The organism is Dermabacter sp. HMSC08H10 (assembly GCF_001807585.1).
GTDB lineage: Bacteria > Actinomycetota > Actinomycetes > Actinomycetales > Dermabacteraceae > Dermabacter > Dermabacter hominis.
The window spans coordinates 174,478-189,592 of record NZ_KV789416.1 but is presented as its reverse complement, the minus strand read 5'-3'; the positions used below and the strand labels follow the sequence as shown (position 1 = coordinate 189,592).

The 15,115-nt window shown below is 62.2% G+C and carries 10 protein-coding genes and 1 pseudogene; 7 read left to right on the top strand and 4 right to left on the bottom strand.

What is annotated here, in order from left to right; all coding sequences use genetic code 11:
• Nucleotides 1-88 precede the first annotated feature (88 nt).
• Entirely contained in the window at nt 89-433 is a 345-nt protein-coding gene (locus HMPREF3176_RS01970) for a DUF6507 family protein (protein WP_141742333.1), read from the top strand.
• A 173-nt stretch (nt 434-606) separates the two neighbouring features.
• A complete protein-coding gene (locus HMPREF3176_RS01965) occupies nt 607-2,838 on the top strand; it encodes a hypothetical protein (protein WP_141742332.1) in 2,232 nt (743 codons plus the stop codon).
• 297 nt (nt 2,839-3,135) lie between these two features.
• Here HMPREF3176_RS01965 and HMPREF3176_RS01960 read toward each other — a convergent pair whose 3' ends face one another.
• Nucleotides 3,136-4,950: an alpha-glucosidase gene (locus tag HMPREF3176_RS01960; RefSeq protein WP_070457759.1), complete on the bottom strand. Its 1,815-nt coding sequence runs from the start codon at nt 4,948-4,950 to the stop codon at nt 3,136-3,138.
• A 251-nt stretch (nt 4,951-5,201) separates the two neighbouring features.
• Here HMPREF3176_RS01960 and HMPREF3176_RS01955 point away from each other — a divergent pair, with 251 nt between their 5' ends.
• On the top strand, nt 5,202-6,905 hold the full coding sequence (locus HMPREF3176_RS01955) for a dihydroxyacetone kinase subunit DhaK (RefSeq protein WP_070457757.1): 1,704 nt from the start codon (nt 5,202-5,204) through the stop codon (nt 6,903-6,905).
• Nucleotides 6,906-7,217: 312 nt separating this feature from the next.
• Here HMPREF3176_RS01955 and HMPREF3176_RS01950 read toward each other — a convergent pair whose 3' ends face one another.
• From HMPREF3176_RS01950 to HMPREF3176_RS01940, 3 genes are read right to left on the bottom strand one after another with little or no spacing between them, the layout of a single operon-like run.
• Nucleotides 7,218-8,147 (bottom strand): carbohydrate ABC transporter permease, encoded by a 930-nt coding sequence (locus tag HMPREF3176_RS01950; RefSeq protein ID WP_083286185.1) that lies wholly within the window; start codon nt 8,145-8,147, stop codon nt 7,218-7,220.
• A 1-nt stretch (nt 8,148) separates the two neighbouring features.
• Nucleotides 8,149-9,060 carry a carbohydrate ABC transporter permease gene (locus tag HMPREF3176_RS01945; RefSeq protein ID WP_070457755.1) on the bottom strand — a complete coding sequence of 304 codons (912 nt, stop codon included), beginning with the start codon at nt 9,058-9,060 and terminating at the stop codon, nt 8,149-8,151.
• Between the two features lie 12 nt (nt 9,061-9,072).
• Nucleotides 9,073-10,323, bottom strand: a complete 1,251-nt coding sequence (locus HMPREF3176_RS01940) for an ABC transporter substrate-binding protein (protein ID WP_070457753.1) — start codon at nt 10,321-10,323, stop codon at nt 9,073-9,075.
• Between the two features lie 192 nt (nt 10,324-10,515).
• Between HMPREF3176_RS01940 and HMPREF3176_RS01935 the strand changes: the two genes are divergently transcribed.
• The 4 genes and pseudogenes from HMPREF3176_RS01935 to HMPREF3176_RS01925 all read left to right on the top strand — a co-directional run bounded on the left by HMPREF3176_RS01935 (nt 10,516) and on the right by HMPREF3176_RS01925 (nt 15,110).
• On the top strand, nt 10,516-11,586 hold the full coding sequence (locus tag HMPREF3176_RS01935) for an ROK family transcriptional regulator (RefSeq protein WP_070457751.1): 1,071 nt from the start codon (nt 10,516-10,518) through the stop codon (nt 11,584-11,586).
• A gap of 9 nt (nt 11,587-11,595) precedes the next feature.
• The gene (locus HMPREF3176_RS01930) at nt 11,596-12,471 is read left to right on the top strand and encodes an SDR family NAD(P)-dependent oxidoreductase (RefSeq protein WP_070457749.1); all 876 of its coding nucleotides are present in this window, start codon (nt 11,596-11,598) and stop codon (nt 12,469-12,471) included.
• 865 nt (nt 12,472-13,336) lie between these two features.
• Nucleotides 13,337-13,513 (top strand): annotated as a pseudogene (locus HMPREF3176_RS10520) (MmcQ/YjbR family DNA-binding protein); the annotation flags it as partial.
• A 103-nt stretch (nt 13,514-13,616) separates the two neighbouring features.
• A complete protein-coding gene (locus HMPREF3176_RS01925; RefSeq protein WP_070457747.1) occupies nt 13,617-15,110 on the top strand; it encodes a sodium:solute symporter in 1,494 nt (497 codons plus the stop codon).
• Nucleotides 15,111-15,115 lie beyond the last annotated feature (5 nt).

Below are 15,115 nucleotides of genomic sequence, written 5' to 3'. Positions count from 1 at the left end.
CTAACACCACACACCACCAACGCCCTGCCGCCCCCAGCGGCGGCAGGGCTGCCCGCCATTGCTGCACCTTCTCAAGGGGGACACGATCATGTCATTCGATATCCAACCCGATGCATCCAGGCGAATCGTTGAAAACACGATCGCAGTAGTGCGTGACCTAGAATTTGCATCAAAAGACACGCAAACTGCAATTGATACGACACCGGCAGCTTTCGAGCACAGCCCCCAAAGCAAGACGGCGGTGCTCTCTTACTTAGAGCGTTTCGTCACGGGTGAGGTCAACGCAACACGCAACATGACTTCAAAGTCAACGAGCGCAGCAACTGAAGCAATCAATGCCTATAGAGTCGGCGACGCCGAAATGAGCGACGAAGCTAAAAATGCTATTGCCTCAATTCCGGTTATTCACTTTCCTGGGGAGGTCGTGAAATGATTTCCGTTGCAGACCTCCCGGATATCGATAGCCCGGAAAGCATTCGCCGGCTAGGCTCAGACATCAAATGGATCGGCAGTCGCGCAGCAGACCTTATGGGCTCTGCAACTGAAATTTGGTCTGGCTTGCGCAATACCTACTCTGCACCCGAGGCTACGAAGCTTCACGCAGCGATGCGGCAACCCAACGAGATTGCCTCCGAACTCCAAAGAAGTACTTCCGAGGCCAAGAAAAATCTGGACGAATACGCGGATAAGCTAAGCGATTTTGAGAAGCGTAAGGAGTCGCTCAAACGAGACATTGAATCGGCTCTCGCCGATCTCAGCTACGCCGAATCACTTCCGGAGACCGTCACTGAGACTGACGCTGATGGCGAGACACACGAAGAACCAAACACTGAGCGTGACGCACTTATCGCCGCCGCCGAGCAGAAGCTCTCAAAGCTTGCGGCGGAGGTCGAAAAGCTCCGCGATGACCTGAAGGACGCAGACTCTGATCTCGCTTCACGGTTCTTGAGCGCCGCACAGGGAGATCTCAATTTTGCCACAGCGCTTATGGCGCTCGCGACTCCGGAAGCGCGCGAAGCTTTTGCTCGAGGCATGTTGGACTGGCTCAAAGACACGATCGGTCTAGCGGGTAGCCTCGTCGGTCCCTTCGGAGGGTTCGGCCCGGCCGGCATCGCGCTCGGTTTAGGTATGAAGGTTTGGCAGAATAGGGACCGTCTCTTTTCAGCGGGCCGGAGCCTTAACTCCTACCTCGCGGCAAGTCCGGACCAAAAGAGCTACATGAATGAACAGCTGTTAGGCCGCGCTTTGACGTGGGGCCGTAGCAAGTACGTCGATTTCCTCTACGACCCCGGGCACTCCCTTGGTTATCTAGCGCCCGACGTACTGCTCTCGGTCGCCACGGGCGGATCAGGTGGCGCCGCACGTGCCGCCGGGGCCGGAGCCGCGAAGAACATGGCAGAGGCTGGCGTGAGAGCAGGTACTCGCGATGTTGCCGAATCTGCAAGCAGTGCGGCTGCTCGAGCTGCGGGAAAGCCTGCAGCACGAAGTGGCGCAGGTGCATCAGGAAGGACGGCGCTGAAGGATGCCGACGATGTAGTTCCCGGCACTACACCACACCCCAGTGGCGGGAGTCGGGGCACTAACTCGACCTCCACTGTGAGTCCGAGCACCGGTGTAGAGGTGCAGAACTCGGCATCCATCCCCGCCGAGCCCCCCGTGGCAGGGGCCAATGGAGTTCACCCCGGGACCGAAACAATAGCCGCCTACGACCCACCGACGCTGAAACCCGGGAACAACCCGACACCCACTCTCCGGGAGCAGATGGACCAAGCCTGGCGCGAGGCAGAAAAGCCCACGCAAAGGCTCATGACTGACATCGAGTACACAAATTCGAGGCGACGCGCTGACCTTGCGGCCAGTTATGAAGACCTTGGAGACCCCTCTAGAGCTGCCGCCGTTAGGTACCTTTATAATGCAGACACCGTTCGAAATCTGCACTCAGCCGTGCTCGAAGATCCTACTGTTCTTGAAAGGATCAAACCGGGCTCGGGCGAGCTTTCATTTTCTGTGAACAATTCCATTGCCCCACCACCTGAGGTTCATTACTCCGACGTCACCGAGCACCTGGTCACCGACGGCCCCATTGAGCCCCCTCTCAGTCCGGTGCCGCCCCGAGAGTGGAGCGCATCTGTGGCTGCGGATTCCGACCTCATCCCGGAGGCCACGGTTATAGATGAAATCGGAACTCGAACCCGACATGGGTACCTCCAGTGGGATCACGGTGCGGAGGCACACATCCAAAGGAGTTTCCGTAATGAAGATGGGAAAGTCCTTGGCGAAGCCGATGCGAGGGGACTTACAGACCGCGCCTTTTCTTCCGATGACCCGATTCGTAAGGATGGCCACGACGGTCGTAGTTTCGTCGAGAAGAATGGACAAATCTCGCATACCCCGGAGGAAGTGGAGGCTTATACCAAAGAACACGGGACTCGTCCGCCTCACGACGATGCCGGCCATCTGCTTCCAGGCAACCTTTTCCCGAACATCGGAGCTGCCAACTTCACCGGGCAAGACAGCAATCTAAACCGCGGCTCCATCAAGCAGTTCGAGGACGTCCCGCGCGATATTCTCAATCATCCTGAAGATAGCTATGTCGATTACCGCATGCATGCACCGCTTGAGGAATCTGGGCGACCCGAACTCTACAGTGGCGAAGTCATTGGTGGGCACAAGGCTTCAGGTCAGGAGATTTTGCGCCTCAAACAGGACTTCGTGAACGCCCCAGGTCGACAGTTCAGTCGTAATCCTAACGCTTTGAACGCTCTCGACCAACCGGACGTGCGAAAGCGTGCAATTAATGCGTTGTTTGACGCGATTGTGAACGATGGAAAGAGTTAGCAGGGGGCGCTTGAAACTTTCTTTTATACATTCACACTTCACGGAGCTATAGCACAGGTCACGCACGAGTGACAAATTAGCTGCAAATCAAGCCAGTCTCTCACCAAGATCATGCTTCGATAGCGCACAATTAGCGTCTTTTGCGTCAGTTAGATATTCGCTTTAAGCTGATTCTCGCAGCGCCTAGCTGCAGTATCTTCACCGAAGCGAGGCCAAACAGCCTTTGGTATAGCAAACGGAGGCGCCCGACGGATCACTTCCGCCGGGCGCCTCCCCTATTCATCACCGATGAGAAGCTCACGCCTTGAGCAGCGCGAACTCCCATCCACCGAGCTTCTGCTCGCCGGCACGCTCGCCTTCGGCGACGTTCGACAGCACAACCTCGGCGCCCTCGGGCCAGACGTCTGAACTAAGCTCGACGGCCTCGCGCGAGAAGTTGGCAACGGCGATGAGCGAGGAGGCGTCGGACCCCTCCCCTGCGCTGAACCTGCGCACGGCCCACACGCGCGAGAGACCGGACTCGCCGGGCAGGCCTTCGCCCATGCTCTCGACCGGTCCGAGCAGCTCGAAGCCGCCCGAGACAAGGAGCGGTTCGCTCTTGCGCAGAGCGATGAGGGCGCGGTAGAACTCGAACACTGAGCCTTCGACCCCAACCTGGTCGGCGGCGTTCACGCCTTCGGCTGCGGCGGGGTTGACGGCGATCCACGGTTCGCCCTCGCCGAAGCCGGCACCCGATTCGACGGCGCTAGTCCACGGCATGGGCGTGCGGGCGTTGTCGCGGTTCATATCGCTAATGCCAGGCAGGAGCTCCTCGAAGCTGCCGTGGCCGAACTGCTCGGATTCGCGCACGTAGTTGAGCACTTCGATGTCGCGGAACTGCTCGCGACTCTCCCACGGGAAGTTCACCTGGCCGAGTTCTTGGCCCTGGTACACGTACGGGGTGCCGCGGTGCGCGTGGAGCATGCCCGCGAGCGCCTTCGCGCTGCGCACACGCCACGCGGGGTCGTCGTCGCCCCAGCGGGACACGGAGCGGGGCTGGTCGTGGTTCTCGAAGTAGAGGGAGTTCCAGCCGCCTTCTTCGGCGACTTCGCGATCCCAGCGGGCGAGGTTGCCGGCGAGTTCGTGAAGGGGCAGCGGGCGCGACGGGTTGAACTTGTGCCCCTCGTGCTCGAGGCCAACGTGCTCGAACTGGAACACCATCTCGAGTTCGCCGCGCTCGGGCTTAGAGGTGAGGAGCGCGTCGTGGGCGGTGATGCCGGGGGTTTCGCCGACGTTGACGAACGTCTTGGGGTATCGGTCGAAGACCTCGCGGCGCATCTCCTGCATGAATTCGTGGAAGCGCGGGCCGGTCATGACCATCGCGAAGGCGGAGCCGAGGCCGTCTTGCGTGGGCGGGCCGTCGGGGAGGCCTTCGGGCTTCGAGATGAGGTTGATGACGTCCATGCGGAAGCCGTCGACGCCGCGGTCGAGCCACCAGCGCATCATGTCGTATACGGCCTCGCGGACCTCGGGGTTTTCCCAGTTGAGGTCGGGCTGTTTGCGGGAGAACATGTGCAGGTAGAACTGCTCGGTTTCTTCGTCCCACTGCCAGCCGGGGCCGCTGAAGGCGGAGTCCCAGTTGTTGGGTTCGGTGCCGCGTTCGCCGGGCTTCAGGCCCTCCACCTCGCGGGCGTCGCGCCAGATGTACCAGTCGCGCTTGGGGTTCTCGCGCGAGGAGCGGGATTCGACGAACCATTCGTGTTCGTCGCTCGAGTGGTTGACGACGAGGTCCATGACGAGGCGGATCCCGTGGGCGTGGAGCTTTTCGATGAGTTCGTCGAAGTCGTCGAGGGTGCCGAACATCGGTTCGATGTCGCGGTAGTTGGCGATGTCGTAGCCGTTGTCGTCCTGCGGCGAGGGGTAGATCGGCGAGAGCCACACGGTTTGGATGCCGAGTGCGGCGAGGTGGTCAACATGGTTGATGATGCCGCGGAGGTCGCCGATGCCGTCGCCGTTCGCGTCGGCGAACGAGCGCGGGTAGATCTGATACACGACGCCGTTCTTCCACCAGTCGGGTTGGTCGGCGCCGGGGGCGTGGGCAAGCGGGGGCATGGGGCGAAGATTGTCGTTCATGCCTCCACGGTAGTCGAGATTTTTTCTCCGCAAAAGAAAGCCTGCGGGAAAACTGGAATTTTGTCGGTGGGGTTGCGTCGGCTGGGGTTTTCCGGTGGGGTTTTCGGTCCGACACTTGCCGCGCCCAAGCGCGCCTCCGCTCCCCACGGCGACTCCTCGCACCAGTTGGACTCCTCGACGCCATCAGCACCGGTCAAGCGCCGATTGTTACCGTGAGGCCACTAGCGCACAACGACCATAGGAGTGTTCTCGTGTCCGCGTTTTACTCTGAATCGGCATCCCCATCCTTCTACGCGCTCACCGCGATAGCTGCGGCGGCGGGTGATTCGATCGCCCTGTCGCGCGACCCGCATTTCGTGAGCGCTACGAAGCCTGCCCCGGAGCGCACGGTTGCGCTCGTGAGCGGCGGAGGCGCTGGCCACGAGCCCATGCACGCGGGATTCGTGGGGCGCGGCGGCCTCGACGCGGCGGTGCCGGGCGAGGTGTTTACGTCCCCGCACTCGCGCCAGATTTTCGAGGCGAGCCGCGCCGTAGCAAAGGACGGCGGCGTGCTCCACATCGTCAAGAACTACACGGGCGATTGCATCAACTTCAACATCGCCGCGGAGCGTCTTTCGGCCGAAGGGATCGAGAGCGCGCAGGTCCTCGTCGATGACGATCTTGGCACCGATTCGGGTGCCGTGGGTCGCCGCGGTATTGCCGGGACAACCCTCGTGGAGAAGGTTCTTGGCGCTGCCGCCGATCAGGGCCTTGGCCTCGCGGAACTCAAGGAGCTCGGTGACGCGCTCGTGGCGGCTACCCGCTCGCTTTCGGTCGCGCGCCGCGCCCACACCTCCCCCGGCGCTGATCACCTCGCGTTCGATGTCGAGGAAGGCACGCTCGAGTACGGCGTGGGCATCCACGGGGAAAGCGCGAAGGAAACAATCGCGCAGCCGACGCTTGAAGAGCTCACGCAGCGCATGATTTCCGAGTTGCGCGAGGCCCTCGCCGAAAAGCTCGAGGCGAGCGCGGGAGCGCTACTATTCGTCAATGGCCTCGGTGGACTCGCCCCACTCGAGCTGTTGCATATCCAGGCCGCGGCCCACGAAGCCCTCGTCGATGCGGGTGTCAACGTGCGCATCGCATTCTCGGGCAACTACACGACGGCGCTCGACATGGCCGGCTTCTCGATCACCCTAACCGCGCTCAACGAGGAGTGGCTCGAGTTCGTGTGTGCTCCGCACGACACGGTAGCCCTGCCCTCGCCGCGCCCCCTCCCGGACGACTTCGACGTGCATGCAGGCCGCGAGGCCGAAAACGCGGGCGAAGGCGATGGTGAACATGAGGCGTCGGCCGGGGCAAAGCAGGCGTCGGAATGGCTGACCCGGTTTGTGGAGACGCTCGCACACTCGCGCGCGGCGCTTGATCAGATCGACCAAAAGGCCGGTGACGGCGACGTGGGCACGAATCTCGCGAATGCGGCGAAGGCGACGCTTGCGCACGCGAGCGGGGCGGATGCCGATCTCGCGGCGGATCTCAATTCGATCGCGGAGGGTTTCCTCAATGACACGGGTGGCTCCTCCGGCCCGCTGTTTGGTCTCGCCTTCCAGGAAATTGCGGCGGCGGCGAAGGATGGCCGCACGCTCCTCGAGGGCGTGAAAGAGGCCCGCGCGGCGGTCACGCGCGTGGGCGGCGCGGAGCCGGGCGATCGCACAATCGTGGATGTTCTCGAGGCGGTTGCCGGCTCGGGCGCTGAGGAGCTGGACGCCGCGGCCATCGCGGCAGGCATCGATGGAGCGGAGTCAACGAAGGACATGTCCAGCGGCCGTGGCCGCTCGAGCTACCTCGGCGATCGCGTGCTCGGCACGCCTGACCCGGGCGCACTCGGCATGGCGCTTGCTCTCGCCCTGATTGCGGAAGGCACGGGCGCGAATGTTGAGGCTGAGCGCGAGAGGCTCGCCGTTCTCATCGGCTAGGCGGCGGCGGGGCGGTACGGCGGCCAAACCGTTCCACTTCATAAAGAAAGTCGCTCCCTGCCCGCACGGCGTGGGTGGGGAGCGGCTTTTTCTTCATCGAGAGTGACGGGCACGAGGCAGCGGCGGGGCGGTACGGCGGCCAAACCGTTCCACTTCATAAAGAAAATCGCTCCCTGCCCGCACGGCGCGAGTGGGGAGCGACTTTTTCTTCATAGAGAGTGACGGGAACGAGCAAAAACAGCGGCCACGAGCAAGAGCAGCGAGCGCGGGCAAGAACAGCAGCCACGCTCGCCGCGCATGCACACGCCCGAACTACTTGGTCGAGCCTCGCATGACGCCCGAGATGATCCACTTCTGCGCGAAGACGTACACGAGCATCATGGGCGCGATCGCCATGAGGTAGCTCGCGAAGGAGACCGGGTAGTTCGTGTTGAACTGGCCCTGGAACACGTATTGCGCGAGCGGCAGCGTCTGCGAATCGGGATCGGAGAGGATCACGAGGGGCAGCATGAAGTCGTTCCACGACCACAGGCACGTGAGGATGCCGACCGTCGCGTTCATGGGGGCCATGAGAGGGAACACGATCTTCCAGAACACGGTCCACGTCGAGGCGCCTTCGAGGCGCGCAGCCTCTTCGAGCTCTTCGGGAAGTGACTTCAGGAAGCTCACGTAGAGCAGGATGTTCATCGCGAGCCCGTACACGGTGTACAGGAGGATCAGGCCGGCCTCGTTGTCGATGCCGAGCGCGGCCGTCTGCTTCACGACGGGCAGCATGATGATCGGGAACGGCACGAAGAGCGCCGCCACAAAGAAGTAGTAGAGGAACTTGAAGCTCTTGCGGTGGAGATTACGCGCGATCGCGTACGCCACCATCGAGTTCGTGAGCAGCGTGACGATCACTGCGCCGACAGTGATGATCGCGCTCGTCATGAGGCGTTTCGGGAACTCGGTGAGACGCCAGGCCTCGACGAAGTTGTCGAGGTTCCACTGGTTCGGCAGGCCGAAGCCGCTTTCGGCGAGCTCGGGTGCCGTTTTGAACGCGGTCACCACCGCGAAATACAGCGGCACGAGGATCGTCAGGGAAAGAACGGCCACGAGGGCGGTCGCCCACCAGTTGGTGCGGTGGAGGCGGTAGCGGCGCTTGTTGCGCGGCGGCTTTCCGACGCTTGCTCCGCCCTTCTCGATGCTTTCGTTCGTGGGTGTTTCCGCGGCACCCGGGGTGGGGATCGACTGGGTACTCATGTCAGTTGACCTCCTTCGACTGAAGGAATCGCAGCTGCGCGAACGACAGCACGATGAGGATGATGAAGTAGATGACGCCGTTCGCCGTCTGGTAGGCGAACTCGCCGCCCTGGAAGCCGTTCTTGAAGATCAAGAACGAGATGGATTGGGTGGCGGTGCCGGGGCCGCCCTCGGTGAGGGCAACGACCTGGTCGAATACGCCAAGGGAGTTCTTGAAGCTCAACACGACGTTGATCGTGAAGAACGGCATGATGAGCGGGAAGGTGATTTTCCAGAACTGCTTCCACTTGTTCGCGCCGTCGAGCGAGGCGGCTTCGTAGACCTCTTCGGGCACGGTTTGCAGGCCCGAGATGTAGATGAGGGTCGTGAAGGCGACGCCCTGCCACACGCCCACGAACACGATCGCGAGCCAGGCGAGGCTCTCGTTGGCAAGCAACGAGGAGGAGAGCCATTCCCAACCGAGCCACTGGCCAATGAGCGGAATGTTGTTCGTGAAGAGGTAGCTGAAGATGTACGAGACGATCAGCACGGGGAGCATGTACGGGAGGAAGAAGATCCCGCGAAAGAGGTTCTTCGCCTTGATTGCCGAGTTCAGCAAGAGCGCGAGAACCATCGCGATGACGTTCGTCGCGAGCGTCGAGGAGATCGCGAAGAGGAACGTGAAGCCGTAGCTTCCCCAGATCACGTCGTCCTGGAATAGGAATTTGTAGTTGTCGAGGCCCACGAAGCGCCAGTCGCCGTAGCCCTGGTAGTTCGTGAACGTGTAGAAGATGCCCTGGATGAGGGGCCACACGAGCAGGGCCACGAAGATGATGATGGCGGGAATGACCATCCACACGTGGGCGGGATCGATTCGCTTCTTTTTCGAACGTAGTGCCGGCGCGGAGCCGGGCTTTGTGTGCGTTGTAGACACGGTGGCTTCTCCTTACGCCGTCGCGGCCATGCGCTTTGCGACCTTGTCCCACTGCGTATCGAGCGTCTTAATGAACGCGTCGATGTCGTGGTCGATCAGGAACTGCTGCATGTAGTTGTTGAGATTGACTCCCTGCGGGAAGTTGTGGTCGGAGTAGGTCGCGATGAGGTCGTTCGCGAAGTACTCCTGGAGGCCCTGGAGGGCCGGGTCGTCGGTCTCGGTGCCCTTGAGGGTCGGGAAGGCGACCTGCTCCTTGCAGTAGGCGAGCACGTTTTCTTCCTTCATGAGGTAGCGCATGAAGTCGAGGGCTTCTTCTTCGTGCTCCGGCTCAACGCCCATCGTGAGGGCCACGTCCACGCCGGAAACCACGCGCGTGTCAGCGGGGTCGTCGGCGGGCGTCGCGAAGGTGCCGAGGTTGATGTCGGGATTGTAGGAGCGGATCGCGGGGATCGCGTACGTGCCGTGCACGTAGATCGCGGCTTTGCCTTGGGCAAAGCCCTGGTTCCCGCCGTTGTAGTCGACCTCGTACTTGTTCTTATTGCCCATCGTGGCAATCTGGTTCATCTTCTCGAGCACGGGGCGGAGGTCCTCGAAGGTGGTGTCGCCCTCGAGGCGTTTTTGGTACCACTCGGCAACATCCGGCAGGAAGTTGCCGGAGATCGACGAGAACATGGGGGCGCCGGTCCAGTTGTCGCGGAAGCCCCAGTAGAACGGGTCGACGCCGCCCGCGGCGAACTCTTCGGCCGCGGCGATGAGGTCGTCCCACGTCTTCGGCGGCTCGATGCCGAAGTCGTCGAAAATGTCTTTGTTGTAGATCATTCCCGAGCCGTTGGTGGAAAGCGGCAGACCGTTAACTTCGCCGTCGGCACCCGCGCCGAGGCTCGGGAGGATTGCGCCGACGCCCTCTTGCACCTTGTCGAGGAGGTCGGTTTTCGCAAAGTCGTAGAACACGCCCGAGCGGGCGATCGAACCAAAGTTGTAGTCGCCGTTGATGGAGACGATGTCGGGCATGTTGTTCTTCACGAGGCGCACGCGCAACGCGGTCACGTTGTCGGCCTGGAAGTTTTGTCGCACGCGGACGTTCTTCGCTTGCGCGTTGTACTCCTCGCAAATCGAGTTGAACAGGTCGATCGCCTCGGATTTGAACTGAAAGTATTCGAGCGAGGTGCCGCCCGAGGTTGAGCCGCCGCATCCCGCGAGCGCGCCGAGGGTCCCGAGACCCGCCATTCCCGCGAGGAAGCCGCGACGGGTGGTGGTCGCCATGGTTTCTCCTTGAGGTGCGTCTTCAATGACCCTATTATTTTCGTTATAAAATAAACTCGCGTCAAGCACAGACCGAATCGAGGCGATCACACCAACACCCCCTCGCGCGCGTCCCAGCGCGGATCAATGGAGCCCATTAACGGCCCGATTCCGCACCCCGCCCCACCCCCGCATCTGGCAAAGTTGAGTACCGTGAACACCCCAACCGTTCCCGAGCGCCTCACGCTCGACACGCTCCCGCCGTCGGCGCGCCGCGTGTACCTCGAGCTGCTCCGCTACGGGCCGCTTCCGCGCACGCAGCTCGCCGAGCGCCTCGGGCTGAGCGCCGCCTCCCTCACGCGCGTGACCGCGCCGCTCGTCGACGCAAAGCTCATGCTGCAGGGCGCCCCCGTTCCGAGCGAGGTTGGCCGGCCCGCAATCCCCCTCTCGGTGAACCTCACGAGCTTCGCGCTCATCGGGCTGTCGATTACCCACGAAACCCTCGTGGCGATCGCCACGGACGCGCGGGCGACCGTGCTCGACTCGCGCACACTCAGCCTCACCGACCTGCAGCCGAACACGGTTCTTCGCGAAGCAGGCACCCTCATCGCTCAGCTGCGCGAATCGCTGGCCGCCTCCCATCCCGCTCTGCCCGTCGCCGCCATCGGCGTGAATATCGGCGCGCAAATCGACGGCGGCCGCATCGTCCGCGAAGCCCCGTTCCTCGAGTGGACGAACGTGCGCGCCGCCGATCGGCTCGAAGAACTCACGGGCCTTCCCGTCCTCATCGTGCATGACCTGACCTCCCTTGCCGAAGCCGAGAACTGGTTCGGCGCGGGCCTTGAGGCCTCGAGGTTCATCGTGGTGACCGTCGGAATTGGCACGGGGTTTGCCCTCGTGATGGACGGGCGGGTGATCACGGACGAGAACACGGGTTTCGGCACGATCACGGGCGCCATCCGGGGCGCCGACTGGCCCGATTTGAGCGGTGCCCGCCCCCTCACTGCCGAGGAGTCGGCGCGCGCGGCCCGCAAGGTGGGGCGGCTCGTGGGCACGGCCGCAGCGTTTACGATGCCGCAGGCCGTCGTGATTTCCGGCGAAGGCGCGCGGTTCCTCGCCGGCAACGAGGAGGAGCTCGACGCGGGCATCGCCGAAGTGAGGCACGTGAGCGCGAGCGGCCTCGACATTCAGCTTCGCGAGCACGATTTCGCCTTCTGGGCGCGCGGCGCGGCAACCGCCGCGATCCAGTGGATCCTCGGCGTGGGCGAGGTTGCCGCTCGCTAGACTCGAAGCATGGCCACAAAGCGCATGGACAGCACGCAAAGCAACCCGAGCCCCCTCACCTCGGAACTTATCGTCATCACGGGCGCCTCCGCCGGCATCGGCGCGGCTCTCGCTCGACGGCTCAGCGATAGCGAATGCCGCCTGATCCTGCTCGCCCGGCGCGAGGAGAAGCTCAAGCCGCTCGCCGCTGCGACCGGCGCGGCGTACTACCCCGTCGATCTTTCGGATGCCGACGCCGTCGCAGAGGTGTGCGAGAGGATCCTCGCCGAGCACGGCACGCCCGACATCCTCATCAATAACGCCGGATCGGGACGCTTCCTCAGCATCGAGGAGACGAGCTCCAAGGAGGCGCGCGAGCAGATGGCGCTGCCCTATTTCGCGGCCTTCGACATGACGCGCGGCCTCATCGAACCGATGCTCGCCCGCGGCAGCGGCACAATTTTCCAGATCAACTCCCCCGTCGCCCAGATCGCGTGGCCCGGCGCCGTGGGATATGCCGCCGCCCGCTACGCCGTTCGCGGCTTCACCGAGGCTCTGCGCCAGGACCTTCACGGCACCGGAATCAACGTCGGTTCACTGACCCCCACGCGCGTCCACTCCGACTACTTCAAGGCCAACCCCAATTCCGAAAAACGCGTCCCCAAGGTTGAGCTGCTCGTGGGCACGATGACCCCCGACGAGGTTGCCGAAGCCGCCGTCCACACCCTCGAACACCGCCCCAACAAGGACTCGAACGCCCCGTGGCGCTGGGCGCTCAGCGCCCCGGTCGCGCGCGCACTGCCCGCGCCATTCCTGTGGCTTTTCCGGGCCACGGGCCACAAGCGCCCGCGCGGTCGGATCGGGGGCAGGCTTCTCGGGCGGGGCCGACGCTTGCCGCGCGGCTAAGTGTTTTGCTGATTGAGCATCGAGCGCATCGCCCCACGAAAAAGAAACAAACGAAGTAGGCTCACTGACCTAGACCGCGGCATTGACACTACGAGACTGATTGGTTGCTTCACTACTTCAGTCGATCGGTCGCCTACATGCGAAAAGTAGTACCGGAAGCGCGAGACACCAGGCGCTCCTCCGCTCTAGACTTCACCTATGTCACGGCTCACATTTTGGAGATTTGGCGGCCTTCCCGCAGCTTTGACGCTCGCACTAGGCGCTCTGGCGGGGTGCACACCAACAGCAGAGCAAGCTACTCCTGCAAGCACTACGGATGCGACACCCCGCCCCTCCGTCGAAAACGCGACTCCAGAGAAAGATAGCGATCCTGCCGATCAGAAAAAGGATCCAAACATTCAAGCTCCTCCGAAAACAGAGTCCAGGAACGTCACCCCGGGGGATCCGCACTTTGCGCTAGAGATACTCCTTGGCACTCCTGGCGCAATAGAAGACCACCCAACACTGCCAAGTGGGGGGACTGCGGAGAGTTATGTTTCTTCCACTACGCCGTTCAAGGTCGAATCTGTGCTAGATAGCAGCGGCCCCCGAACATTTCATTTTTACTGCACAGAAGAAGCTGCTCAGTTCACTTTCACAACCCAAACAAGCGACCTTGTGCGCTCCGGGCCTTGCACCGCCAGTAGGGTCGTAAGCTTCACGCTTCCCGCAAGCGCCTATAAAGACGGACAACTGATCCTCAACATCGATTCAAGTATTGCTGGCACACCGGTAGAGGTACTCACGGAGCGAAAAAGCCAATAACACTCAAGATTTTCCTACAGTCAGCCATAAGCGGATTTGCAGTCGTCGCCCCATCCTCGTCATATCTCGTGGCTACCACATGAATAAACGGCACTGGATTTCGTTGACGGCGGGGCCGAGCCTCAACGAGAACCTTGTGCGTGAACTCGTGACGGAGTCCTATCTCCTGGTTGTTGAGAAACTGCCTCGGGCTCAGAGACCGATAGATCCGAGCGTAAAATTTTCTTCCAAATTTTAGGGTTTGCCCGTACGATGGTTTCACGCGCAGCGTTGCGCACCTCCTGGTGAGCGGCGCACAGCTGTTTCTCTTGACCACGACTATGCACGCCCTAGGAGTTTTTATGCAGGTCATCGACATCGTGGTGGTGATCGCGTACCTCATCGCGACCGCCTGGCTCGGTTTGAAGCTCAGCGGAAAACAATCGGACGCCAAGGACTACTTCCTCGGCGGTCGGGACATCCCGTGGTGGGCGGTGTGCTTGAGCGTTGTCGCAACGGAAACGAGTGCGCTCACGGTCATTGGCATCCCGGTCATGAGTTTCGTGGGCGACATCAGCTACTTGCAGCTCGGCTTTGGCTACATCGTGGGCCGCGTGATCGTGGCCTACCTTCTTCTCCCCCGGTATTACGACGGCGAAATGGTCACGGCCTACGCGTACCTCGGCAAGCGCTTCGGTTCGGCCACCCAAACCACGGCGGGCGTCACGTTCCTGTTCACGCGCCTTCTTGCCGACGGTGTCCGCGTTCTCGCTGCGGCCATTCCTCTCAAGATCATTCTCGACGGCCTCGGGGTGCACACGAACTACTTCGTCATCATCGTCGTGCTTGCGGTCGTCACGATCCTCTATACGTTTATTGGCGGTATTCGCGCGGTCGTGTGGGTCGACGTGGTGCAAATGTGCCTCTATGTCGCGGGTGGCCTGCTCGCGATCATCGTCGTGAGCTCCTCGCTTGGGCTCTCGTGGTTCACCGATGCGGTCGAGGCCGGAAAAACGAACCTGTTCATCCTTGGCGAGAACCCCATCAGTGGCGCGTCGGGTCTCATTCCTTCCTTGCTCGGTGGCACCGTTTTCGCGATGGCTTCGCACGGTTCGGATCAGCTGATCGTGCAGCGCCTGCTCGCGTGCCGCACGAAGGCGGAGGCGCAAAAGGCGCTCATCGCGTCGGGCTTCGTGGTGGTCGTGCAGTTCGCGATCTTCCTCGTGGTGGGGCTCGCGCTGTGGGGCTGGTATGACCACGCGACGCCGGCTGCGCTCGGCCTCACGCGCGACGACGAGATCTTCCCGAAGTTCATCATCGAGGGCCTGCCTGCGGGTGTTTCGGGCCTGCTCCTTGCGGGCATTCTTGCGGCGGCGATGTCGACCCTGTCGTCATCGCTGTCGGCGCTCAGCTCCTCGACCGTCACGGATGTCGTCGCGAAGCTGCGTCGCACGCCCATGACGAAGGACGACGAGCTCAAAACGGGGCGCATCGCGACGATCGTATGGGGCCTTTTGTTCATTCTGCCCGCAACGTTCTTCCGCAGCGACGAGGGCAGCATCGTGGTGCTCGCTCTTGGCATCGCGGGCATTACCTACGGCGGGCTGCTCGGCGCGTTTGTGCTCGGCATCGTCAACAAGCGGGCACGCACACTCGATGCGAACATCGCGTTCCTATGCGCAATCGCAACCAACGCGTTCTTCTTCGTGATGGAAAAGTACGTCGTGGGCGAGGTGTGGATCGCGTGGCAGTGGTATCCGCTGCTCGGCGTGCTCGTCACGCTCGCCGTCGGCGGCCTGCTCTCGCTCAGGCACTCGAGCCCGGCCGAGGTTGAACCCATCGACCGGGCTGTGTAAGTCGC